The sequence below is a fragment of the Caulobacter sp. GW456-12-1-14-TSB4 genome (assembly GCF_059424195.1).
Map to the genome: position 1 here is coordinate 148,220 of NZ_JBWKZF010000009.1, position 21,531 is coordinate 169,750.

Annotated in this window: 25 protein-coding genes; 13 read left to right on the forward strand and 12 right to left on the reverse strand. The window is 68.5% G+C overall.

Translation table 11 applies throughout. The features are described 5' to 3' along the window. Positions 1-2: 2 nt before the first annotated feature. The 3 genes from fabB to AC07YH_RS11090 form a co-directional block, all read right to left on the reverse strand. Positions 3-1,217, reverse strand: coding sequence for a beta-ketoacyl-ACP synthase I (gene fabB, locus AC07YH_RS11080; protein ID WP_494747044.1), 1,215 nt, complete (start codon positions 1,215-1,217; stop codon positions 3-5). 71 nt (positions 1,218-1,288) lie between these two features. Further along, the gene (gene fabA / locus AC07YH_RS11085) at positions 1,289-1,804 is read right to left on the reverse strand and encodes a 3-hydroxyacyl-[acyl-carrier-protein] dehydratase FabA (RefSeq protein WP_494747045.1); all 516 of its coding nucleotides are present in this window, start codon (positions 1,802-1,804) and stop codon (positions 1,289-1,291) included. Positions 1,805-1,884: 80 nt separating this feature from the next. Beyond that, entirely contained in the window at positions 1,885-2,418 is a 534-nt protein-coding gene (locus tag AC07YH_RS11090; protein ID WP_494747046.1) for an SH3 domain-containing protein, read from the reverse strand. A 72-nt stretch (positions 2,419-2,490) separates the two neighbouring features. On the opposite strand from AC07YH_RS11090, the gene AC07YH_RS11095 reads away from it, so the two are divergent. Next, entirely contained in the window at positions 2,491-3,477 is a 987-nt protein-coding gene (locus AC07YH_RS11095) for a 2-hydroxyacid dehydrogenase (RefSeq protein ID WP_494620093.1), read from the forward strand. Between the two features lie 111 nt (positions 3,478-3,588). Continuing rightward, on the forward strand, positions 3,589-5,601 hold the full coding sequence (locus AC07YH_RS11100; protein WP_494747047.1) for an alpha/beta hydrolase family protein: 2,013 nt from the start codon (positions 3,589-3,591) through the stop codon (positions 5,599-5,601). A gap of 3 nt (positions 5,602-5,604) precedes the next feature. Here AC07YH_RS11100 and AC07YH_RS11105 read toward each other — a convergent pair whose 3' ends face one another. Both AC07YH_RS11105 and AC07YH_RS11110 read right to left on the reverse strand, forming a co-directional pair. Next, a complete protein-coding gene (locus AC07YH_RS11105; RefSeq protein WP_494747048.1) occupies positions 5,605-6,558 on the reverse strand; it encodes an alpha/beta fold hydrolase in 954 nt (317 codons plus the stop codon). Positions 6,559-6,617: 59 nt separating this feature from the next. After that, positions 6,618-7,355 (reverse strand): HesA/MoeB/ThiF family protein, encoded by a 738-nt coding sequence (locus AC07YH_RS11110; RefSeq protein WP_494747049.1) that lies wholly within the window; start codon positions 7,353-7,355, stop codon positions 6,618-6,620. Between the two features lie 5 nt (positions 7,356-7,360). Between AC07YH_RS11110 and hslV the strand changes: the two genes are divergently transcribed. The 3 genes from hslV (at position 7,361) to hslU (ending at position 10,141) form a co-directional block, all read left to right on the forward strand. Next, a complete protein-coding gene (gene hslV / locus AC07YH_RS11115; protein WP_492919295.1) occupies positions 7,361-7,960 on the forward strand; it encodes an ATP-dependent protease subunit HslV in 600 nt (199 codons plus the stop codon). A gap of 70 nt (positions 7,961-8,030) precedes the next feature. Beyond that, positions 8,031-8,849, forward strand: coding sequence for a DUF4440 domain-containing protein (locus AC07YH_RS11120; RefSeq protein WP_494747050.1), 819 nt, complete (start codon positions 8,031-8,033; stop codon positions 8,847-8,849). After that, a complete protein-coding gene (gene hslU, locus AC07YH_RS11125; protein ID WP_494747051.1) occupies positions 8,846-10,141 on the forward strand; it encodes an ATP-dependent protease ATPase subunit HslU in 1,296 nt (431 codons plus the stop codon). Before AC07YH_RS11120 ends, hslU begins: the two co-directional genes overlap by 4 nt. Before the next feature lie 6 nt (positions 10,142-10,147). Here the strand turns inward: hslU and AC07YH_RS11130 are convergent, their stop codons facing one another. Continuing rightward, a complete protein-coding gene (locus tag AC07YH_RS11130; RefSeq protein ID WP_494747052.1) occupies positions 10,148-11,053 on the reverse strand; it encodes a methylated-DNA--[protein]-cysteine S-methyltransferase in 906 nt (301 codons plus the stop codon). A gap of 98 nt (positions 11,054-11,151) precedes the next feature. Between AC07YH_RS11130 and nth the strand changes: the two genes are divergently transcribed. Continuing rightward, complete coding sequence (gene nth / locus AC07YH_RS11135) at positions 11,152-11,859, forward strand: endonuclease III (RefSeq protein WP_494747053.1); 708 nt, start codon at positions 11,152-11,154, stop codon at positions 11,857-11,859. Between the two features lie 144 nt (positions 11,860-12,003). Here nth and AC07YH_RS11140 read toward each other — a convergent pair whose 3' ends face one another. Next, positions 12,004-12,864 (reverse strand): ATP-grasp domain-containing protein, encoded by an 861-nt coding sequence (locus AC07YH_RS11140; RefSeq protein ID WP_494747054.1) that lies wholly within the window; start codon positions 12,862-12,864, stop codon positions 12,004-12,006. A gap of 145 nt (positions 12,865-13,009) precedes the next feature. Between AC07YH_RS11140 and AC07YH_RS11145 the strand changes: the two genes are divergently transcribed. The 6 genes from AC07YH_RS11145 to AC07YH_RS11170 are packed head-to-tail and all read left to right on the forward strand — an operon-like array spanning position 13,010 to position 17,067. Beyond that, positions 13,010-13,999 (forward strand): adenosine kinase, encoded by a 990-nt coding sequence (locus tag AC07YH_RS11145; protein WP_494747055.1) that lies wholly within the window; start codon positions 13,010-13,012, stop codon positions 13,997-13,999. Between the two features lie 8 nt (positions 14,000-14,007). Beyond that, positions 14,008-14,598 carry an imidazoleglycerol-phosphate dehydratase HisB gene (gene hisB, locus AC07YH_RS11150; protein WP_494646084.1) on the forward strand — a complete coding sequence of 197 codons (591 nt, stop codon included), beginning with the start codon at positions 14,008-14,010 and terminating at the stop codon, positions 14,596-14,598. 9 nt (positions 14,599-14,607) lie between these two features. Then, positions 14,608-15,249 (forward strand): imidazole glycerol phosphate synthase subunit HisH, encoded by a 642-nt coding sequence (gene hisH, locus AC07YH_RS11155; protein WP_494747056.1) that lies wholly within the window; start codon positions 14,608-14,610, stop codon positions 15,247-15,249. Further along, on the forward strand, positions 15,237-15,971 hold the full coding sequence (hisA, locus tag AC07YH_RS11160) for a 1-(5-phosphoribosyl)-5-[(5-phosphoribosylamino)methylideneamino]imidazole-4-carboxamide isomerase (protein ID WP_494626320.1): 735 nt from the start codon (positions 15,237-15,239) through the stop codon (positions 15,969-15,971). The genes hisH and hisA overlap by 13 nt, the downstream gene beginning before the upstream one ends. Beyond that, a complete protein-coding gene (hisF, locus tag AC07YH_RS11165; RefSeq protein WP_494620065.1) occupies positions 15,971-16,747 on the forward strand; it encodes an imidazole glycerol phosphate synthase subunit HisF in 777 nt (258 codons plus the stop codon). The genes hisA and hisF overlap by 1 nt, the downstream gene beginning before the upstream one ends. Then, complete coding sequence (locus AC07YH_RS11170; RefSeq protein ID WP_494747057.1) at positions 16,744-17,067, forward strand: phosphoribosyl-ATP diphosphatase; 324 nt, start codon at positions 16,744-16,746, stop codon at positions 17,065-17,067. The genes hisF and AC07YH_RS11170 overlap by 4 nt, the downstream gene beginning before the upstream one ends. Here AC07YH_RS11170 and AC07YH_RS11175 read toward each other — a convergent pair. The 4 genes from AC07YH_RS11175 to timA are packed head-to-tail and all read right to left on the reverse strand — an operon-like array spanning position 17,064 to position 20,035. After that, complete coding sequence (locus AC07YH_RS11175; RefSeq protein ID WP_494747058.1) at positions 17,064-17,624, reverse strand: DUF4337 domain-containing protein; 561 nt, start codon at positions 17,622-17,624, stop codon at positions 17,064-17,066. The genes AC07YH_RS11170 and AC07YH_RS11175 overlap by 4 nt on opposite strands. 49 nt (positions 17,625-17,673) lie before the next feature. Continuing rightward, positions 17,674-18,258, reverse strand: a complete 585-nt coding sequence (locus tag AC07YH_RS11180) for a Smr/MutS family protein (protein ID WP_494747059.1) — start codon at positions 18,256-18,258, stop codon at positions 17,674-17,676. A gap of 1 nt (position 18,259) precedes the next feature. After that, positions 18,260-19,429, reverse strand: a complete 1,170-nt coding sequence (mltA, locus tag AC07YH_RS11185; protein ID WP_494747060.1) for a murein transglycosylase A — start codon at positions 19,427-19,429, stop codon at positions 18,260-18,262. Further along, positions 19,430-20,035 (reverse strand): TIM44-related membrane protein TimA, encoded by a 606-nt coding sequence (timA, locus tag AC07YH_RS11190; protein WP_494747061.1) that lies wholly within the window; start codon positions 20,033-20,035, stop codon positions 19,430-19,432. It lies immediately after the preceding gene. Positions 20,036-20,260: 225 nt separating this feature from the next. Here timA and secB point away from each other — a divergent pair, with 225 nt between their 5' ends. After that, complete coding sequence (gene secB / locus AC07YH_RS11195) at positions 20,261-20,755, forward strand: protein-export chaperone SecB (RefSeq protein ID WP_494747062.1); 495 nt, start codon at positions 20,261-20,263, stop codon at positions 20,753-20,755. 59 nt (positions 20,756-20,814) lie between these two features. On the opposite strand, the gene AC07YH_RS11200 is transcribed toward secB, so the two are convergent. Continuing rightward, positions 20,815-21,501: a response regulator transcription factor gene (locus tag AC07YH_RS11200; protein ID WP_494747105.1), complete on the reverse strand. Its 687-nt coding sequence runs from the start codon at positions 21,499-21,501 to the stop codon at positions 20,815-20,817. Positions 21,502-21,531: the final 30 nt, after the last annotated feature.

Consider the following 21,531-nt stretch of genomic DNA (forward strand, 5'->3'; position numbering starts at 1 on the left):
CCTTAGTCGGCGCGGCTGAAGATCAGCGTGCCGTTGGTGCCGCCGAAGCCGAAGCTGTTGGACATCACCGTCTCCAGCGCCTTGTCCTCGCGCTTGCGCAGGATCGGCAGGTCGGCGAACTCGGGGTCCAGCTCCTCGATATGGGCGCTCTCGGCGGCGAAGCCGTTGTTGAGCATCAGGATCGAGTAGATGGCTTCCTGCGCGCCGGCCGCGCCCAGGCTGTGGCCCGTCAGCGACTTGGTCGACGAGATCATCGGGGCCTTGTCGCCGAACACGTCGCGCACCGCGCCCATTTCGCGGCTGTCGCCGACCGGGGTCGAGGTGCCGTGCGGGTTCAGGTAGTCGATCGTGCGGCCACCGGCCTCGGCCATGGCCAAGCGCATGCAGCGCGCAGCGCCCTCGCCCGACGGCGCGACCATGTCGTAGCCGTCGGAATTGGCCGCGTAGCCCACGACTTCGCCGTAGATCTTGGCCCCGCGCGCCTTGGCGTGCTCGTACTCTTCCAGCACCACGATGCCGGCGCCGCCGGCGATCACGAAGCCGTCGCGGGCCTTGTCATAGGCGCGGCTGGCCACGGCCGGGGTGTCGTTGAAGTTGCTGCTCATGGCGCCCATGGCGTCGAACAGGTTCGACAGCGTCCAGTCCAGCTCCTCGCAACCGCCGGCGAAGATCACGTCCTGCTTGCCCAGCTGGATCTGCTCGGCGCCCGCGCCGATGCAGTGGGCGCTGGTCGCGCAGGCCGAGCTGATCGAATAGTTGATGCCCTTGATCTTGAACCAGGTCGACAGCACCGCCGACGGACCCGAGCTCATGGCCTTGGGCACCGCGAACGGGCCGATCCGCTTGGGACCCTTCTCGATCGTCGTGGCCGCGGCCTGGACGATGATGCTGGTCGAGGGACCGCCGGCGCCGACGATCAGGCCGGTGCGCTCGTTGGAGATCTCGCCCTCTTCCAGGCCGGAGTCGGCGATCGCCTGCTCCATGGCGATGTGGGCATAGGCCAGGCCGGGTGACAGGAAGCGGGCCGCGCGACGGTCGACCAGCGGCTCCCAGTCGATCTGGGGCGCGGCATGGACCTGGCAGCGGAACCCGCGCTCGGCGTACTCCGGCGCGGCCACGATGCCCGACTTGGCTTCCCGCAGGGACGCCAACACCTCATTGGCGTTGTTGCCGATGGACGAGACGATCCCCAGTCCGGTGACGACGACGCGACGCATATCGTAAATCCTCTTCTCCCCCTCGAGATCCGCCAGGGGCCAGCTCTCGAGGGCCGGTCTCGTCTAACGGATCAGGACGCCATCTGTTCGGGCGTGAACAGCCCGACCTTCAGGTCCTTGGTTTCGTAGATGGGCTTGCCGTCGGCTTCCAGGACACCATCGGCGATTCCCATGACCAACTTACGCATGATCACCCGCTTGAGGTCGATCTTATAGACGACTTTCTTGACGTCCGGGGTCACCTGACCGGTGAATTTCACCTCGCCGACGCCCAGGGCGCGGCCACGGCCGGGACCGCCCGACCAGCCCAGGAAGAAGCCGACCAGCTGCCACATGGCGTCCAGGCCCAGGCACCCGGGCATGACGGGGTCGCCGATGAAGTGGCAGCCGAAGAACCAGAGGTCGGGATTGATGTCGAACTCGGCCTCGACATAGCCCTTGCCGTACTTGCCGCCGTCGGATTCGATCCGGACGATGCGGTCGAACATGAGCATCGGCGGGGCCGGCAGCTGAGCGTTGCCGGGGCCAAACAGGTCGCCGCGGCCGCAAGCCAGGAGTTCTTCGAAGGTATAGGCGTTCTTCTGCATGGGGACGCCCTAGCACGGCGTTGGGTCAGGTCTCAACGTTTCCCTGTCGCGGGGCGTTCCGGCGCGGGTCCGGTTCGCGCCTAGCCCTTGCGACACTGGACGGCCGGGTCGGCGCCCCAGATGTCGCTTTCCTTGGCCCATCCCGACGATCCGTCGGCGCGCAGCTTGCACCAGCCCTTCTCGCACTTGTCGAGCTGGGCGACCGAGCGGCCCTTCAGATAGGCGCTGACCTTGGCCCCGTCCTTCGGGGCGCCGAGCAGGGGCAGGTTGGTGGGCTGCACCCGCATGGCCGAGCGCCGGCCGTCGGTGGTGCGCTTGTGCACCCAGGCGAGACCCCCTTCCGGATCGCAGATCCGCCGCCACTCGCGCGTTTCGGCCACCACCTGCACCGGCATGCCCTTGGCGTGGTAGATCCACAGCAGCTGGTGGGCCTCGTCCGGGCCGTTGCGCGCGTTGACCTCGGCGTATTTCAGCGAGACGTAGCGCGGCACCTCCAGGCCCGACGGCGTGATCTTGGGCCCTTCCGCCAGGGCAGGACCCGCCAGCAGCGCTCCGGTGAGCGCCATCAGGGCGAAACCCATTCGGAACGAACGATGTTCTGTTTTCGACGGCATGTTGCTTGGCCCCCTCGGGCCCCTTTGCTACAGCTTTCAAACGCCCGTCAGTGAGAGCTTTTCAAACCGCCCATGGCCGCCCGCAAGCTCAAAGTCATCGTCACCCGCAAACTCCCCGATCCGGTCGAGACGCGGATGTGCGAACTGTTCGATACCGAACTGAACGTCTCCGACAAACCGTTGACGGCGGATGAACTTGTCGATGCGATGGGCCGCGCCGACGTGCTGGTGCCGACGATCACCGATCGTATCGACTCCCGCCTTCTGTCGCGATCCGGCGATCGGCTCAAGCTGATCGCCAATTTCGGGGCCGGTGTCGACAATATCGACGTCGCCACGGCCAATGCGCGCGGCATCATCGTCACCAATACGCCCGGCGTGCTCACCGAAGACACCGCCGACCTGACCATGACCCTGATCATGGCCGCCTCGCGCCGGATCGTCGAAGGCGCCGAGGTGGTCAAGTCCGGCGGTTTCCACGGCTGGTCGCCGACCTGGATGCTGGGCCGCCGCCTGTGGGGCAAGCGCCTGGGGATCATCGGCATGGGCCGCATCGGCCAGGCCGTCGCCCGCCGCGCCAAGGCCTTCGGCATGCAGGTCCACTATCACAACCGCAAGCCCGTCAGCCCGCGCATCGCCGAGGAGGTCGGGGCCACCTACTGGGAGAGCCTGGACCAGATGCTGGCCCGGATGGACTTCGTCTCGGTCAATTGCCCGCACACGCCGGCCACCTATCACCTGCTGTCGGCCCGCCGCCTGAAGCTGCTGCGGCCGCACTCGGTGATCGTCAACACCGCCCGGGGCGAGGTCATCGACGAAGGCGCGCTCGCCAACATGCTGGCCAAGGGCGAGATCGCCGGCGCGGGCCTGGACGTCTACGAGCACGAGCCCGCGATCAACCCCAAGCTCCTGAAGCTGCCCAATGTCGTGCTGCTGCCCCACATGGGCTCGGCCACGGTCGAGGGCCGCATCGACATGGGCGAGAAGGTCATCGTCAACGTGAAGACCTTCATGGACGGCCATAGGCCGCCGGACCGGGTCATTCCGTCGATGCTCTAGGGCGAAACACCCCCACCTCAGGTTGCGTGAGTCCTCGAAGCGCGCGATGCTCGGCCGGCGGGACCTGGTCGCGCAATATGAGTTCGACATAGCGACCGGGGGGCCGCGTCCTTGTTCACCAGACGTTTCGTGATCGCCGGAGCCGCGATGGCTCCGCTGGCGCTGGATCACGCCCAGGCTGAAACCCCGCCACAGCCGCAGACGCCGCCGAGCATAGACGAGCTGCTTCGTGACGCGGAGGTCCTGGATACCGCCCTGTCGCCGAACGGGACCCGCGTGGCGATCCTGGTTCGCAAGGAGATCGACAAGAAGGCGGCGGCCGTCATCGTCTTTTACGACACCGTGGCCGGCAAGCATGCTGGCGCGCCCGTGCGCCTGGGCGACCTGGCCGTCGAGCAGGTCGAATGGGCCAACGAAGAGCGCCTCCTGGTCTGGTTGCGCTTCGAGAAGGACGTCGCCGGCCACACCAACGGTCTCTGGTACTACGACACCTTCGTGCCGATCCCGGTGCGTCGGATCGTCTCGATGGGCGTCGATGGCAAGGATCAGGTGGTCCTGTTCGCCAACCAGAAGGGCGTCCAGCGCCGGCAGTTCAATCTCGCCAATGTCGTCGACCTCATGCACGACGATCCCAAGAACATCCTCATGCAACTCTGGGACCGGCAGTCGGAGGTCGAAGCCCTGTACCGGGTCGATGTCTACACCGGCGAAGCCACGCTGGTTGAGAAGGGGCGGTCGTCGACCACGAGCTGGTTCATCCAGAAGGGCGTGCCCGTGATCCGCTACGACGCCAATCCACGTGGGACCGTGGTCACGGTCTATGTCCGGGCGCCGGGCGAGACCGAGTGGAAGCTCTACCGAAAAATCCGTCGCAACACTGCCGAACAGTTGCCGGAGATGGACTTCGTCGCCCCCACGCCCGAGCCGGGCGTGGTGCTGATGCTGGCCTACGACGACGGCGCCGACATGCCCTGCATCCGCCGTTTCGACACGCGCGACATGGCGATCGGGGACGTCGTGGCCAAGGATCTACAACGCCCGATCACCGGCGTGTTCTGCGACGAGGCCTATAACATGGTCAGCGTGGCGACGACCGGCGATCGCCTCAGCCATCGGTTCCTCGACGCGAAACTGGCCGCCCACTATCGCGGCGTGGACGCCTTCTTCGGCGCCGAGTGCAACGTCCGGCCCTTCGACGTCAGTCGCGACCACAAGCGTTTCATCTTCTACGTCGATGGCCCCCGCGCTCCCGGCGCTTACTGGCTGTACGACCTCGACAAGAAGAACATGGAACTGCTGGGCGAGCGTCGGCCCTGGCTGACCGAGGCTCGGCTGGCGCCCATGAAGGTCCTGTCGATCAAGACCCGGGACGGCAAGAGCATCGCCGCTTACCTCTCGACGCCCATCACCTCGGCCAAGGGGCCAAGGCCGATGGTCGTGCTGCCGCACGGCGGTCCCGAATCCCGCGACGGCCTGGACTTCGACCTGTTCGTCCAGACCTTCGCGGCTCGAGGGTGGCTGGTCCTGCAGCCGAACTTCCGGGGCTCCGGCGGCTACGGCAAGAGCTTCGCGGACGCCGGTCGGCGTCACTGGGGCGACCTGATGCAGGAGGACGTCGAGGACTGCGTGGCGCACGTCGTGGCCGCCGGCCTGGCCGATCCGAAACGGATCGCGATCTGCGGGGCCAGCTACGGTGGCTATGCGGCCCTGATGGGCGCCGTGCGCAAGCCGGACCTCTACAAGGCCGTAGTTGCGATCGCCGGCGACGCCGACCTGATGGAGAGCCTGACCTTCTCGCGGCAGGAGGACGGCGCGGACTCCAAGGCCTACGAGTACTGGGTCAAGACGATCGGCGACCCCAAGGCCGACAAGGCCGCCCTGATCGCCGCCTCGCCCGCCCTGCGCGCGGCCGAGATCAAGGCGCCCGTCCTACTGATCCACGGGACGGAGGACAGTATCGTCACGCCCAAGCAGTCGCGGATCATGGCCAAGGCCCTGAAGGCGGCGGGCAAGACCTGCGAGCTGGTCGAGATGAAGGGTGTCGGCCACCGCGACTGGTCGACCGAGAACTTCCGCCTGGTGCTGACCAGGTCGGCGGACCACATCGCCAAGGCCTTCGCCTGAACCTCACCGCGCCGGATGCGCCGCCAGCCAGGCCTCCAGGTCCGCCGCCGAGCGGTCCGGGATCTGCTCCATCGGCACGTGGCCGACGCCCGGATAGAGGATGAGGGTCGCGCCCGGTATGGCCTTGTGGAACTTCTCGCCGTCGGCGGCCGGGATCAGCCGGTCGTCCTGGCCGACCATCACCAGGGTCGGGACATGGATGGCCGACAGGTCAGCGGGCGTCGCCACGCGCCGGGGCCGCTGGCCCAGCAGGATGTCGCGGTGCCCCGGGGCCCGCGCCAGGTCGACATAGCGGTTGGTCAGGGCCGGCGTGACCAGCCGGGGATCGATATAGGCCGCCCGCAGGCCCTGGGTCATCAAGGGGCGGATCTCGATATCCTTCAATATCTTGCGGCCGACCGGATGGTTGATGAACTTGAAGATCGTCGCCCCGCCCCGCTCGCGCTGCGGCCAGCCGGCGGCGTCGACCAAGACCAGGCGCTCGACGCGATCTGAGTGATCCAGCGCATAGGTCCAGGCCACCTGCCCGCCCATCGAATTACCGCCCAGGGTGAAGCGCGCCAGCCCCAGGCGCTGGGTGAGCTGATCGACCACCGCCTCGAAACTGTCCGATCGAACGACATAGTCGGCAGGCGTCCGCGTCAGGCCGTGGCCCGGCAAGTCCAAGACCACCACGCGGTAGGTCCGCGACAAGGTCTTGGTCCAGCCGTCCCAGGCATGGGTCGAGGCCGCGAAGCCGTGGACCAGCACGATCGCCGGCGCGTCACGCGACCCCAGATCGCGATAGTGGACCCGCACCCCGCCCGGCAGGTCCATATATTGGCTGTCGGCATAGCCATACCGCTGCTCCAGCGTGGCGTAGGGTATGTCCGGCCGCTGCAGCAGGAACCAGCCGGCGGTGGCCAGGACGACGATGAGGACCAGGGCCACGCCCAGGCCGCGCAAAAGCGTCTTCATCCCGCCCTCCCCGACGATCTGAACCTGGCGCTCACGATTTCAACGAACAACGTTCCGCGTCAAGCGCCACAGGCTGTGCAATGGGGATCGGCCCCGATCCGTACGGTGCGCGTCTCGGCGGAAAGGGCATCATAGATCAACAGCTTGCCGGACAGAGGCTCGCCCGCGCCGACGATCAGCTTGATCGCCTCCAGGGCCATCATTGATCCGATCACCCCCGCAAGCGCGCCCACCACCCCGACCAGCGAGCAGGTCTCGGCGTCAGGCGGAACCTCCGGCACCAGGCAGCGGTAGCAGGGCTTGCCGTGGAACACCCCGACCTGGCCGGTCCAGCGACCCAAGGCCCCGCTGACCAGCGGCTTGCCATGGGCCAGGCAGGCGTCGCTGACGGCGAAGCGGGTGGCGAAGTCGTCGGTGCCGTCCAGCACCAGGTCATACCGCGAGACGATGTCGCCGGCGTTGGCGGCGTCCAGCCATACCGGATGGGTCTCGACCACGGTGTGCGGGTTCAGGGCGGCCAGATGCTCGACGGCCGCCTCGACCTTTGGCCGGCCGACATCGGCGGTGGCGTACAGCACCTGGCGCTGCAGGTTCGACACCGAGACGATGTCCTGATCGACGAGGCCGATCGTCCCGACGCCGGCGGCGGCCAGATACAACGCGGCCGGCGCGCCAAGACCGCCGGCGCCGATCATCAGCACCCGCGCGGCCTTGAGCTTCTGCTGGCCCGGACCGCCGACTTCACGCAGCACCAGGTGGCGGGCGTAGCGCTCGACTTCGCTTTCCGAAAAACTCACGGCGCTTGACCCTCCGGCCCGGCCTCGCCACATGCGAAGCCATGCAAAGCTCGACTTCCTTCCCCGACTGGCACGGCACGACCATTCTGGCGGTGCGCAAGAACGGTCAGACCGTGATCGCCGGCGACGGACAGGTCTCCATGGGCCCAACCGTCGTCAAGGGCAACGCCCGCAAGGTCCGGCGCCTGGCCGGCGGCAAGGTGGTGGCCGGCTTCGCCGGGGCCACGGCCGACGCCTTCACGCTCATCGAGCGCCTGGAGGCCAAGCTGGAGCAGTATCCCGACCAGCTGGCCCGCGCCTGCGTCGACCTGGCCAAGGACTGGCGCACCGACCGCTACCTGCGCAAGCTGGAAGCCATGCTGCTGGTGGCCGATAAGACCGCCATCTACACCGTCACCGGCGTCGGCGACGTGCTGGAGCCGGGCGAGAGCGCCGACGGCAACGCGGTGGCGGCGATCGGCTCGGGCGGCAACTACGCCCTGGCGGCCGGCAAGGCGCTGATCGACCAGGACCTCTCGGCCGAGGAGATCGCCCGCAAGGCGATGGCCATCGCGGCCGAGATTTGCGTCTACACGAATGGCAATCTCACCGTCGAAGCCCTGTAGGCTTTCGTCGCATTCCACGTGCGGGACGACTCCCGGCGACGCCTGATCGCGGCCGGGAGGATCCTTCGCCATGCTCATTGCCGCTCTCTTCGCCCTGTCGGTCGCCACCACCCCTCCGCCCGCTCGCCAGGTCGAGGCCGCCGAGCGCGCGTTCGCCGCCGACGGCCTGGCGCTGGGCATACGGGACTCGTTCCTTAGGCACATGGCCGACGACGCCATCGTCTTCGACCCCACCGCGACCAACGCCAAGGCGCTCTACGAAGCCAAGTCGGCCGAGGGCGAGCCGAAGCTGCAATGGTGGCCGGTATGGGTCGTGGCCGCCAAGTCCGGGGACCTCGGGCTCTCCACGGGGCCCTACGCCGTCAATGGCCGTCGCGGCGGCTGGTACGCCACGATCTGGCGCAAGGACGCCGATGGCGTCTGGCGCTGGGTCTATGACGGCGGCGGCGCGGGCGACACCAGCGAAAACGCCGCGACAGGCCCGGAAGAGCCGGCGGTGGCGGGCCTGACGGCCAATCGCGGCGAGGCTTCCCCCGCCAAGGCCTTCGACGCCGTGCGCAAGGCCGAACGCGCCCTGGCCGAGGCGGCGGCGCAGAACCCGTTCATGGCCTATGCCGGCATATTGACGCCGAGCGCGCGCCTTCTGGGCCCTCGTGGAACCGGGGCGCTCTCCACGACGGACGCCCCGCAGCGGCTCAAGGCCCGCCCGCCCCTGATCCTGACCCTGCGCGGCGGCGGCGCCTCCAAGGCCGGCGATTTCGTCTGGACCCACGGCGAAGCCACGTGGTCGGAGGGTCCAAAAGCTGTCGCAGCGCACTATATGCATGTCTGGCAAAGGCGACCCGAAGGGTGGCGCCTGATCTTCGAGACCCTGATCAACGACCGATGACCGAGTTTTCCCCCCGCGAGATCGTTTCCGAACTGGACCGCTACATCGTCGGTCACGCCGAGGCCAAGAAGGCCGTCGCCGTGGCCTTGCGCAACCGCTGGCGCCGCCGTCGCGTGCCGGCCGACCTGCGTGACGAGGTGACGCCCAAGAACATCCTTCTGATCGGCCCCACGGGCGTCGGCAAGACCGAGATCGCCCGCCGCCTGGCCAAGCTGGCCCAGGCGCCGTTCCTCAAGGTCGAGGCCACCAAGTTCACCGAGGTCGGCTATGTCGGTCGCGACGTCGACCAGATTGTCCGCGATCTCGTCGAAAGCGCGCTCGCCATGGTCCGCGACAAGCGGCGCGCCGCCGTGAAGGCCAAGGCCGAAGCCGCCGCCGAGGAGCGTATCCTCGACGCCATGACCGGCCCCGGCTCGACCGCCGCCCGCGACAGCTTCCGCAAGAAGCTCCGCGCCGGCGATCTGGACGACAAGGAGATCGAACTGACCCTGGCCGACACCGGCGGCGGCGCGAGCTTCGAGATCCCCGGCCAGCCGGGCGCCCAGGTGCTGAACCTCTCCGAAATGATGAAGTCGTTCGGCGGCGGTCGCACCAAGACCCACAAGACCACCGTCGCCGCCGCCTGGACCCCGCTGATCGCCGAGGAAAGCGACAAGCTGCTGGACCAGGAGGCCCTCACGCAAGAGGCCCTGGAGCTGGCCGAGAACCACGGCATCGTCTTCCTGGACGAGATCGACAAGGTCGCCAGCAGCTCCCAACGCTCGGGCGCGGACGTGTCCCGCGAGGGCGTGCAACGCGACCTGCTGCCGCTGATCGAAGGCACGACGGTCTCGACCAAGTACGGGCCGGTGAAGACCGACCACATCCTGTTCATCGCCTCGGGCGCCTTCCACGTCGCCAAGCCGTCGGACCTGCTGCCCGAGCTGCAGGGCCGCCTGCCGATCCGCGTCGAGCTGAAGGGCCTGTCGCGCGACGACATGCGCCGCATCCTGACCGAGCCGGAAGCCAACCTGATCCGCCAGCACCAGGCCCTGATGCTGACCGAAGGCGTGACCCTGACTTTCTCGGACGAGGCGATCGACGCCCTGGCCGACGCGGCCGTGGCGGTGAACAACTCGGTCGAGAACATCGGCGCCCGTCGCCTGCAGACCATCCTGGAGAAGGTGGTCGAGGAGATCAGCTTCTCGGCGGCCGATCGCGGCGGCGAGACCGTGGCGATCGACGCGGCCTATGTGCAGGAACGCATCGGCGCCTTGGCGGCCAATGCCGACCTGAGCCGGTTCATCCTCTAGGGGCGACTAGGAGGCGGCGGCGACCGCCTCCATTCCCAGGATCGCGGCCTTGCGGGCCAGGCCCCAGTGGTAGCCGGTCAGCTTGCCGCTCTTGCCGATCGCCCGGTGGCAGGGGATCAGCAGTGAGATCGGGTTGGCCCCGATGGCGCCGCCGGTGGCTTGGAAGGCCTTGGGCTTGCCGGCCCAGCAGGCGACCTGGCCGTAGGTGGCGGTCTCGCCGGCCGGGATCTGCAACAGCGCCTTCCAGACCTGCACGTGATAGGGCGAGCCGATCAGCACGACCGGCAGCGGCCCCTCCCCGCCCGTGAAAGCGTGCAAGGCCGTGGCCTGGGCGGCCATGTCGTCGCGGGTCCAGGCGGCGGCCGGGAAGCGGCGGTGCATGTCGGCGAAGGTCGCCTCGTCGTCGCCGTCCGAAAAGGCCAGGCCCGCCAGGCCCCGGTCGGCCATCACGAACAGGCCCTTGCCGAACGGCGTCGGGGCCCAGCCCCAGCGCAGCTTCATGCCCTCGCCGCGCCGGCGCACCTCGCCGGGGGTCGCGGCCTCCTGGGCGATGAACAGGTCGTGCAGCCGCGAGGGGCCCGACAGGCCGGCGTCGAAGGCCGCGTCCAGCACCGTGCCGCCGGCCTCCAGCGAGCGGCGGGCCTCGGCGTGGGCGATGGCCGAGACGAAGCTCTTGGGACTGACCCCGGCCCAGCGGGTGAAGATGCGCTGGAAGTGGAACGGCGACAGGCCCACGGCCTGGGCCGCCTCGTCCAGCGAGGGATGGTCGGACCACCGCTCGGCCAGCCAGTCCAGCGCCTTGGCCATACGGTGGTAGTCGAGCGAGCGTTCGGCCAGGCGGACCAGCTCTTCGCTGCCAGTTTCCGGGCTCGCGGTCTCCGGGAGGGGGGATGCGTCGTATGCCATGCTCATAGGTTACGGCTCTCGCATAACGGCGTCCGCCCGGTTCTTGCGGTCGGCCCTGAATCTAGGGGTCCTCCCCGCGCTTGGCGAGGGACGCGCATCACGGCATGGTTCGCGCCATGGCCAAACCCGCGCTCGTGAAGAAGAAGAAACCGCCCGTGAAGCGGATCAGCCCGGCCGAACGCGAGCGGGTCGAGGTGCTGTTCGCGCGCTTCGAGAGCCTGGACCTGCACCCCAAGACCGAGCTGAACTACTCGAACGCCTATGAACTGGTCACCGCCGTCGCCCTCTCGGCCCAGGCCACCGACGTCCAGGTCAACAAGGCCACCGGCCCATTGTTCCAGGTCGCCGACAGCGCGGAGAAGATGCTGGAGCTCGGCGAGGAAGGGCTGATCAAGTACATCGCCTCGATCGGCCTGTTCCGCACCAAGGCCAAGAACGTCATCGCCGCCGCCCACATCCTGATGGACAAGCACGGCGGCCAGGTGCCGCTGAACCGCGAGGACCTGGAGTCCCTGCCGGGCGTCGGCCGCAAGACGGCGTCGGTGGTGCTGAACGAGCTGGACATCGAACCCGCCATCGCCGTCGACACCCACGTATTCCGGGTCTCGCACCGCCTGAAACTGTCGGCCGGCAAGGTCCCCGACGCCGTCGAGCAGGACCTGATGCGGATCGTGCCGCCACCCTACCAGACGCGGGCGCACCACTGGCTGATCCTGCACGGGCGGTATGTCTGCGTGGCGCGGAAACCGAAGTGCGAGGTGTGCAAGATCAGCGATCTGTGCCCGTCGCGGGAGTTGTTCCTGGGGGCCTGACTAGCCCCCTCCACCGCCATTCGGCGGTCCCCCTCCCCCAAGAGGGGGAGGAGAGCCCACCCCGCAAGGGCGGAGGTTAACTCTCCGCCCCGCTTGGGGGCGGACAGACCTGCGTGAGCAGGTCAGGTGGGGGCCTGTGCCGAGCTAGCCGATCGCTCGCACCACGGCCCGGGCAAACGCCTCGCCCTTGTCGTGGGCGTGCTCCAGGAACAGGTCCGGCTCGATCGCCTCCAGCTCCATCAGCTGCGGCGTGTGGTCCAGACCGCGGATCAGGTCCACGCGGGCGTAGGTCAGCGGCGCGCCGGCCGCCTCCAGCACCATCTCGGCCGCGCGCAGGGCCTCGCGCTCGGGCGCGATCTCGGTGGCCTTGCCGCCGAACTGCGGCTGAACCCGGAAGTCGCCATCGACCGCCACCTTGGCCACGGCATGGCTGAAAACGCCGTCGAAATAGAACAGCGACAGCTCGCCCTCCTCGCCCACCGCCGGCAGGAACGGCTGAATCAGGGCCGGCCCCGTCGGACCGCCGTCCAGCGAGAAACCGTGGCGCTTCACGCGAATGGTCTCGTGCGAGCCGGCCGAGACCTGCGGCTTGACCACGACCTCGTCCACCCCGAACACGTCGAAGGCGGCCTGGACATGCTCTGGCGTCAGGCCGTCATGGGCATGGGTCGGCACGACCGGCGCGCCCTGGGCCGTCATTCCGACCAGATAGGTCTTGGTCGAGTTCCAGCGCAGCACCGACGGCGGATTGACCATGCGGATCCCGGCCGCCTCGAAGGCGTCGAGCTGCGCGAACCAGTCGGCCTGGCGAGCGTGGTAGCCCCAGGCCAGGGACGGCATGACCAGACGCGCCTGGCCAACCTCGACCGGGTCGGTCCACGGCTGGGCGGCGATGGTCAGGCCGTGACGCCGCAGCGGCGTCGCCAAGCGCTCCAGCAGCGGCGTCCAGCTGTCGCCATACCGGTGCTCGTCACGGGCGGGGACCAGGATCAGGACGTCGGCCATCGGGATACTCGCGTTCTACGGAGCCCCGCAGCTAAGATGTCGCGATCGATGGAGCAAGCCTCGCGTTGCCTTGAGGCCCCACTTCCTTTAATCGCCAAGTGTTTTCGGCGTCTCGCCCCGTTCTTTCAAAGGTTTGTCCCGCTTCATGACCGCGCTTTACGACGTCGCCGGCATCGGCAACGCCATCGTCGATGTCATCGCCCAGTGCGACGACGCCTTCATCGCCAAGGAAGGCATGGCCAAAGGCTCGATGGCCCTGATCGACACCGCGCGCGCGGCCAGCCTGTATGACGCCATGGCCGCGGGCATCGAGGCTTCGGGCGGCAGCGTCGCCAACAGCATGGCCGGCATCGCCAGCTTCGGCGGCCGCGCCGCCTATATCGGCAAGGTCGCCGACGACCAGCTGGGCCGCGTGTTCCGTCATGACATGAAGGCCATCGGCTGCACCTTCACCACGCCGTCGCTGGCCGAAGGCCCCGCGACCGCCCAGTGCCTGATCAACGTCACCCCCGACGCCCAGCGCACCATGTCGACCTATCTGGGCGCCTGCGTCGAGCTGACCAGCGCCGACGTCGATCCCGAGATCATCGAGGCGGCCAAGTACTCGTATCTCGAGGGCTACCTGTTCGACCCGCCGGAAGCTCGCCGCGCCTTCGCCAAGGCCGCAGCCCTGGCCCACGGCGCCGGCCGCAAGATCTCCATGACGCTGAGCGACAGCTTCATGGTCGATCGCCATCGCTCGGCCCTGCTGGGCTTCATCGAGACCCAGTGCGACATCGTCTTCGCCAACGAAGCCGAGGTCTGCTCGCTGTTCGAGACCACCGATTTCGACGCCGCCGTGCAGGCCCTGGCCGCGCGCTGCGAGATCGCCGCGGTCACCCGCGGTGAAAAGGGCTCGGTGATCGCCGCCGGCGCGAGCCTTCACGAAATCTCGGCCTATCCCGTGGAAAAAGTCGTGGACACGACCGGCGCGGGCGACCAATACGCCGCAGGTTTCCTCTTCGGCCTGTCGCAGGGCCGCCCGCTGCCGGTCTGCGGCCAGCTGGGCAGCCTGGCCGCCGCCGAGGTCATCGACCACTACGGTCCGCGCCCGCAGGTTTCCCTGCGCGAGCTGGCCGAGAAGAACGGACTGTAAGGACACTCATGGCCCGCACCGCTGAAGTGGTCCGCGAGACGAAGGAGACCCAGATCCGGGTCTGGATCGATCTCGACGGGACCGGCGTCTCGACGATCTCCACCGGCATCGGTTTCTACGACCATATGCTGGAGAGCTTCGCGCGCCACGGCGGCTTCGACCTCAAGGTCGAGACCAAGGGCGACCTGCATATCGACATGCACCACACGGTCGAGGACACCGGCATCGTACTGGGCCTGGCGATCAACAAGGCGCTGGATGGCTTCAAGGGCATCCGGCGCTTTGGCCACGCCTATATCCCGATGGACGAGGCCCTGACGCGTTGCGCCATCGACCTGTCCAACCGGCCGTACCTGATCTGGAAGGTCGACTTCAAGCGGCCCAAGGTCGGCGAGATGGACACCGAGCTCTTCAAGGAGTTCCACCACGCGTTCGCCATGAACGTCGGGGCGTGCGTCCATCTGGAAACGCTGTACGGCGACAACACCCACCATGTGGCCGAAAGCGGCTTCAAGGCCCTGGCCCGGGCGCTGCGTCAGGCGGTCGAGATCGACCCGAAGACCGGCGGCCAGGCGCCGTCCACCAAGGGCGTGCTGTAAGGATACTCCATGCAGACCGTCGCCCTGATCGACTACGGGTCGGGCAACCTGCGTTCGGCCGAGAAGGCCCTGCGTGAGGCGGCCCGCCGCCGCGCGCTCGACGCCGACATCGTCGTCACCGCCGATCCCGACCTTGTCGCCAAGGCCGATCGCGTCTTCCTGCCCGGCGTCGGGGCCTTCGCCTCGTGCCGCGCGGGCCTGGACGCGACCGGCGTCTACGAGGCGATGAACGAAGCCGTGCACGGTCGTGGCCAGCCCTTCATGGGCATCTGCGTCGGCCACCAGCTGCTGGCCACCGAAGGCCTGGAGTTCGGCGTCACGCCGGGCCTCGACTGGATCGCCGGCCAGGTGAAGAAGCTCGAGCCGACCGATCCGTCGCTGACCATCCCGCACATGGGCTGGAACGCCATCCAATTCGCCCGCCCTCACGCCCTGTTCTCAGGCATCGAGGACGGCGCCCACATGTACTACGCCAACTCGTTCGCCCTGAACGCGGCCGATCCGGCCGACGTCGTGGCCACCACAGACCATGGCGGCCCGTTCGTCGCGGCGGTGGCCAAGGGCAATGTCGCGGGCCTACAGTTTCACCCTGAAAAGTCACAAGCCGCAGGGCTCGCCCTGCTCGCCAACTTCCTGGAATGGCGCCCATGATCCTCTATCCCGCCATCGACCTGAAGGACGGCCAGTGCGTGCGCCTGCTGCACGGCGACATGGAGAAGGCCACGGTCTTCAACAACTCGCCCGCCGACCAGGCCCAGCGCTTCGTCAAGGACGGCTTCTCGTGGCTGCACGTCGTCGACCTGAACGGCGCCATCGAGGGCAAGTCGGTCAACACCGCCGCCGTCGAACAGATCCTGGAGTCGATCTCCATCCCCGTGCAGCTGGGCGGCGGCATCCGCACCCTGGAGGGCGTCGAGGCCTGGATCGAGGCGGGCGTGTCGCGCGTGATCCTGGGCACCGTGGCCGTGCACGATCCCGAACTGGTCAAGAAGGCCGCCCGCCTGTGGCCCGAGCAGATCGCCGTGGCCGTCGACGTCCGCGACGGCAAGGTCGCCATCGACGGCTGGACCGGCCTGTCGGACCTGTCGGCCATCGACCTGTCGCGTCGCTTCGAGGACGCCGGCGTCGCCGCCCTGATCATCACCGACATCAGCCGCGACGGCGCCCTGACCGGCGTCAACGTGGAAGGCGTGGGCGAGCTGGCCGACGCCGTCTCGATCCCGGTCATCGCCTCGGGCGGCGTGGCCGCCGTGGCCGACATCGAACGCCTCAAGGCCCGCAAGGGCGTCGAGATCGCCGGCGCCATCCTGGGCCGCTCGCTCTATGCCGGCACGATCAAGCCGTCCGAAGCCCTGATCGCGGCGGCGGTCTGATGCTGAAGACCCGGATCATTCCCTGCCTCGACGTGAAGGACGGGCGGGTGGTCAAGGGGGTCAATTTCGTGGCCCTGCGCGACGCCGGCGATCCGGTGGAGCAGGCGCGGGCCTATGACGCCGCCGGCGCCGACGAGCTGATGTTCCTGGACATCACCGCCTCCAGCGAAGGCCGCGGCCTGATCCTGGACGTCATTTCGCGCACCGCCGAGGTCTGCTTCATGCCCGTCTCGGTGGGCGGCGGCGTCCGACAAGTGTCGGACATGCGCCGGCTGCTGCTGGCCGGGGCCGACAAGGTCTCGACCAACACCGCCGCGGTCGAGAACCCCGACCTGATCGCCGCCGGCGCCGACGCCTTCGGGGCTCAGTGCGTGGTCGTGGCCATCGACGCCAAGCTGCGCGAGGACGGCTCGGGCTGGAACGTCTGGACCTATGGCGGCCGCAAGGACACCGGCCTGGACGTCGTCGACTGGGCCGCCAAGGTGGTCGAGCGCGGCGCGGGCGAGATCCTGCTGACCTCGATGGACCGCGACGGGGCCAAGATCGGCTACGACATTCCGTTGCTGAAGGCCGTGACGGGCGCGGTGAACGTGCCGGTGATCGCCTCGGGCGGCGCGGGCAAGACCGAACACCTGGTCGAGGCCGCCCGCGAAGGCCATGCCGCCGCCGTGCTGGCCGCCTCGATCTTCCACTTCGGCGAGATCAGCATCGGCGAGGCCAAGCAGGCCATGGCCGACGCCGGCATCCCCGTGCGCCTGGACCGGAGCGCCGCATGAGCCGCCTTACCGACGTCCTCGACCGTCTGGCCGCCACGATCGAAAGCCGCAAGGGCGGTGATCCCACCGCGTCCTACACCGTCAAGCTGCTGAACGACCCGGCCCTGGCCGCCAAGAAGCTGGGCGAGGAAGCCGTCGAGACCGTGATCGCCGCTGTCGCCCAGGGCCCCGACGCCCTGGCCGCCGAAAGCGCCGACCTGCTCTATCACTGGCTGGCCCTGATGGCCGCCTCGGGCGTCTCGCTGGACGCCGTCGCCGAGAAGCTGGAAGCCCGCGAAGGCACGTCCGGCATCGCCGAAAAGGCCTCGCGGAAAAGCTAACCCAGCAGCTTGCTGAGGAAGGCCGAGTGCAGGCTCCAGCCCAGGAAGCCGGCCAGACCCATCACCACGCCCAGCGCCCCGAACCCCCAGGCCGCCCACAGCGCCGCCGGGATCTCGACCAGCGCCGCCACCGCCGCGATCGATACGGCGATCGAGATCAGGGCGTCGGAGGCGTCGAACTGGTCGTCATGGACGTTGAGCGCGTCGTATTGGCCGGAGAACCCCTCGGCCTTGGCCTTCAGGGCCGGCGCTTCGGCCTTGTACTTGGCGATCTCGGTCTCCAGCCGCAGGGCCTCGGCCTGGACTGCCGCGCGCTGATCACCGGCCATCAGACGCACCTGGTTCAGCGCCGTCTCGTCGATGTGAAGCTTGGTCTTGGTGGCCTGGTACTCGTTCCAGGCGTCGACGCTGTCGGACTGCGCCTGCTGCATGGCCTGGGTGATGTTGCCGTCCTTGATGCCCGACACGCCCATGAAGATCGACAGCGCCACGACGGTGATGGCGACCTTCTGATTCAGGCTCTTGTCCTTGGCTTCGGCCCCGATCTCGATATCCATGCGCGCCTCCGCAGCTCCGGCCAAGCTTTGCGCGTGGATCGTGGCGCTTTCAGGCCTTGCGCTTGAGGGCCACGTAGAGCGCGCCCTCGCCGCCGTGCCGCTGGTCGGCGGTCGAGACCCCGGCGATCATCTCGCGCACGGCCGGGCCCGCCAGCCATTCCGGGGTCCGCTGCTTCAGCACGCCATGGCCGATCCGGCCCTTGCCGGTGATCACCAGCACCGCGCGGTGGCCGTCGTCATAGGCGCGGCGGATGAAGCCCTCCAGGGTCGCGCGGGCCTGGTCCTGGTCGAGGCCGTGCATGTCCAGGCGCGCGCCGATCGGGTCGTGGGCCTTGACGATGCGGCGCTTGCGGTTGGGCTCGATGCGGTCGGGCGCGTATTTCAGGGTCTTGGCCGGCGCCGGCTTCAGCTCCTCGGGACTCACGCGCAACGGGGCGATCGAGACCAGGCGCGTCGGTGGGTCGGCGGGCAGGGCCGTATCAGCCTTCAGCGAGGGCCGGATCCGGGCCTTGGACCGCATCTTTTCGGGCTTTTGCGGCGCGCGCGGCATGACCGTCGAGGCGACGAGCTTCCAGAGGCGGCGATCGTCCTCGGGCCCCTTTTTCTCTTGGGATGGCGGCGGCTTCTTCGCCATCCTACTGGGGAACAAGCCGGTAGAGGCGCAGGGCGTGGCGCACGCGGCCGGCCTCGGCCCCGGCGGCGGTCCCGGTGCCCATATAGAGGTCGGCCCGCACGTCGCCCTTGATCGCCCCGCCGGTGTCCAGGGTCACGGCCAGGCGGCGATAGGCCGGGAAGGCGCCCGCCAGCTTCGGCGCGGCGGCGTCCAGCCAGTAGAGCTCGCCCATGCCGTGGCGGCTGGGGTCGATGGCGATGGCCCGGCCGGGCGGCAGCGGCACGCCGGCCGAACCGACGGGCTCCTTGCCGTCATCGGGCAGCGTCTTGAAGAACACGTAGCGCGGGTTCAGCTGCATGATCGCGTCGGCCTCGGGCCCGCGATGGTCGGCCAGCCAGGTCCGGATGGCGTCGCCGGAGGTGTTGTTGTCGGGCAGCAGGCCCTTGTCGCGCATGGCGTTGGCGACGCCCACGAACGGTCGGCCGTTCGTCCCGGCGAACACCGCCCGCACCCGGCGACCGTCGGGCAGGACGAGCACGCCCGAACCCTGGATCTGCAGGAAGAACAGCTCTTCCGGCCGCATCCAGGCCAGCGGCTTGTCGGTGGGGGTCGCCTCGATCTCGGCGCGGTCGGGATAGGGCACGAAGGTCGGGCCTTCGACGTGGCCGGTGATCTTCTTGCCGACGAAGCCGGGCTCGAACGCGCCCAGGTCCAGCACCACCAGGTCGGCCGGCAGGCCGCGCAGCGGAACGGTGAACTCGGCGTTGCGCGACATCCGCGCCTCGTACTGCGGGGCGAAATAGGCGGTCAGCAGGCCCTCGTCACCGATGGGCTCGACGCGGAAATTGGCTTCCAGGAAGGCGCGGGCGCTCTCCCGATCCTGGATCGTCATCGACTTGGCCAGGCTGCAAACGCGAGCCATGGCCGCGTCCTTGGCGACGCCGCAGCCGGCGCGGAAGGCGCTCAGAGCCGCCAGATGGTCCTCGTCCGCCCAGCCGTTCAGGCTGGAGAACGACAACGCCGTCGCCGGTCGGGTCGAAGGCGGCGGTGGGATATTGGTCGCCGGCGGCGTCGGAGCGGTCGCGACCGGCGGCGGCGCGGGGGCCATCGTCGTGCTGGCGCAGGCGCTCAGCAGCAGGGCCGCCAGAGCCAGAGGGGCCAGGGCGGTCGGGATGCCGCGGACTCGCGACATCTACGCCTCGGCGGCGGCGACGAACGCCAGGCGCCAGTTGGGGTTGGCGCTCTTGACCTCGCGCTCGAAGGTCCAGAGCTCGGCCGTGCGACGATCGTCGACGCCTTCGCCGCGCTCGTCCTTGGTGCGGGTGCGCACCTCGGCCAGGATCCGCACCACGGCCTTGGCCAGGTCGCCGACCACGTCGATCTTCTCCAGGTCCAGGCGCGGCGGGGTCATGAACTCGACCTTCTCGCTGCGGCCCGCGGCTTCGCGCGCGGCCATGGCCTGCTCGAAATTGTCCATCACGTCCTGGGCCAGCAGGGGCTTCAGCGTCTCGCGGTCGCCTTCGGCATAGGCCTTGACGATCTGCTCATAGGCCGAGCGGGCGCCGGCCAGGAACTTGGTCGGATCGAAGTCCGGTTGCTTGGACTTCAAGGCCGCCAGGCCTTCGGTGCGCAGGATCGGGTGCGTCTCCGCCGGAACCGGCGCGGCGCCGGGCTGGGCCGTCACCACGTCCTCGGGCTGACGTCCCGTGCGACGCCCAAGGGTGGCGTACAGTTGATACAGGACAACGGCGGCGACCGCGGCAAGGAACAGGATCTGGAGCACTTCAAGGTCCGGCAACGGGCTTGGGGCCCAGGGGAGTGTGGCAGCCGAAAGTGTGTGCGGTTTCGGCGCCCGCCACACTCCAACTTAAGACGGGAGCCTGTGGAAACAGGCTCCTGGGTGTCTATATAGGCTAGACGGGCTCTCGCGTCAGGCGCCTGGCGTTGCGCCAGACTAACCCTCATGGTAGCAGCGCCCCACCTTTCTTAGGCGTTTTAGACGCCGATTACGGATTTTATCCTAATGACCGACACCACCGCCCCTCAGGCGACTTCGGACGACAACGCCGCCGCGCAATCGGGCATCCGTATCCTGGCGCAATTCGTGCGCGACTTCTCGTTCGAAAACCCGCTGGCTCCCGACAGCCTGCGCGCCGGCGCGGCCCAGCCGCAGATCGACATGGGCGTCGAGATGAACGCCCGCGGTCGTCCGGACGGCCTGTTCGAAGTGGACCTGAAGCTGTCGGCCCGCGCCCTGCGCGACGAGCAAGCCGTGTTCCACATCGAAGTCGTGTACGGCGGCCTGTTCCACATCGAGGGCGTGCCGGAAGCCGATCTGGAGCCGGTGCTGCTGATCGAGTGCCCGCGCTTCCTGTTCCCGTACGCCCGTCGCCTGATCTCGGACGTCTCGGCCGAAGGCGGCTTCCCGCCCTTCCTGATCGACCCGATCGACTTCGCCGGCGTCTACGCCGCGCGCAAGGCCCAGGCCGAAGCCGGCGGCGTGGTCGGCAACGCCTAAGCGTTTAGCCGATCCCCGAAAGTAAGAAGGCCCGGTCATCGCTGACCGGGCCTTTTTCGTTACGGCTGCAGCCGATACCCGCCCATCTCGGTGATCAGGATCCGCGCCACGGCCGGATCGGGCTCGATCTTCTGGCGCAGGCGGTAGACGTGGGTTTCCAGCGTGTGGGTGGTGACACCGGCGTTGTAGCCCCAGACCTCGGTCAGCAGCTCCTCGCGCGACACGGGCTTGGAACCGGCGCGGTAGAGGTACTTGAGGATGTTGGTTTCCTTCTCGGTCAGCCGCACCTTCTTCTGCTTCTCGTCGACCAGCAGCTTGGCGGACGGGCGGAATTCGTACGGACCGATGCGGAACAGCGCGTCTTCCGAGGCCTCGTAGCTGCGCAGCTGGGCGCGGATGCGGGCCAGCAGCACGCCGAAGCGGAAGGGCTTGGTGACGTAGTCGTTGGCCCCGGACTCCAGGCCCAGGATGGTGTCGCTGTCGCTGGCGGCGGCCGTCAGCATGATCACCGGAGCCGTGACCCCGTTCTTGCGCATCAGGCGGCAGGCCTCGCGGCCGTCCATGTCGGGCAGGTCGACGTCCAGCAGGATCAGGTCCGGCTTGACCTCGCGCGACATCTTCACGCCCTCGCCGGCGGTCGAGGCCTCGGCCACGGCGAATTCCTCGTGCAAGGCCAGCTGCTCGGCCAAAGCGCCGCGCAGGTCCTCGTCGTCATCGATCAGCAGAAGCGTCTTGCGTTGCGCCATGAGGCGGAACATGCACCGCTGCGGCCCTCG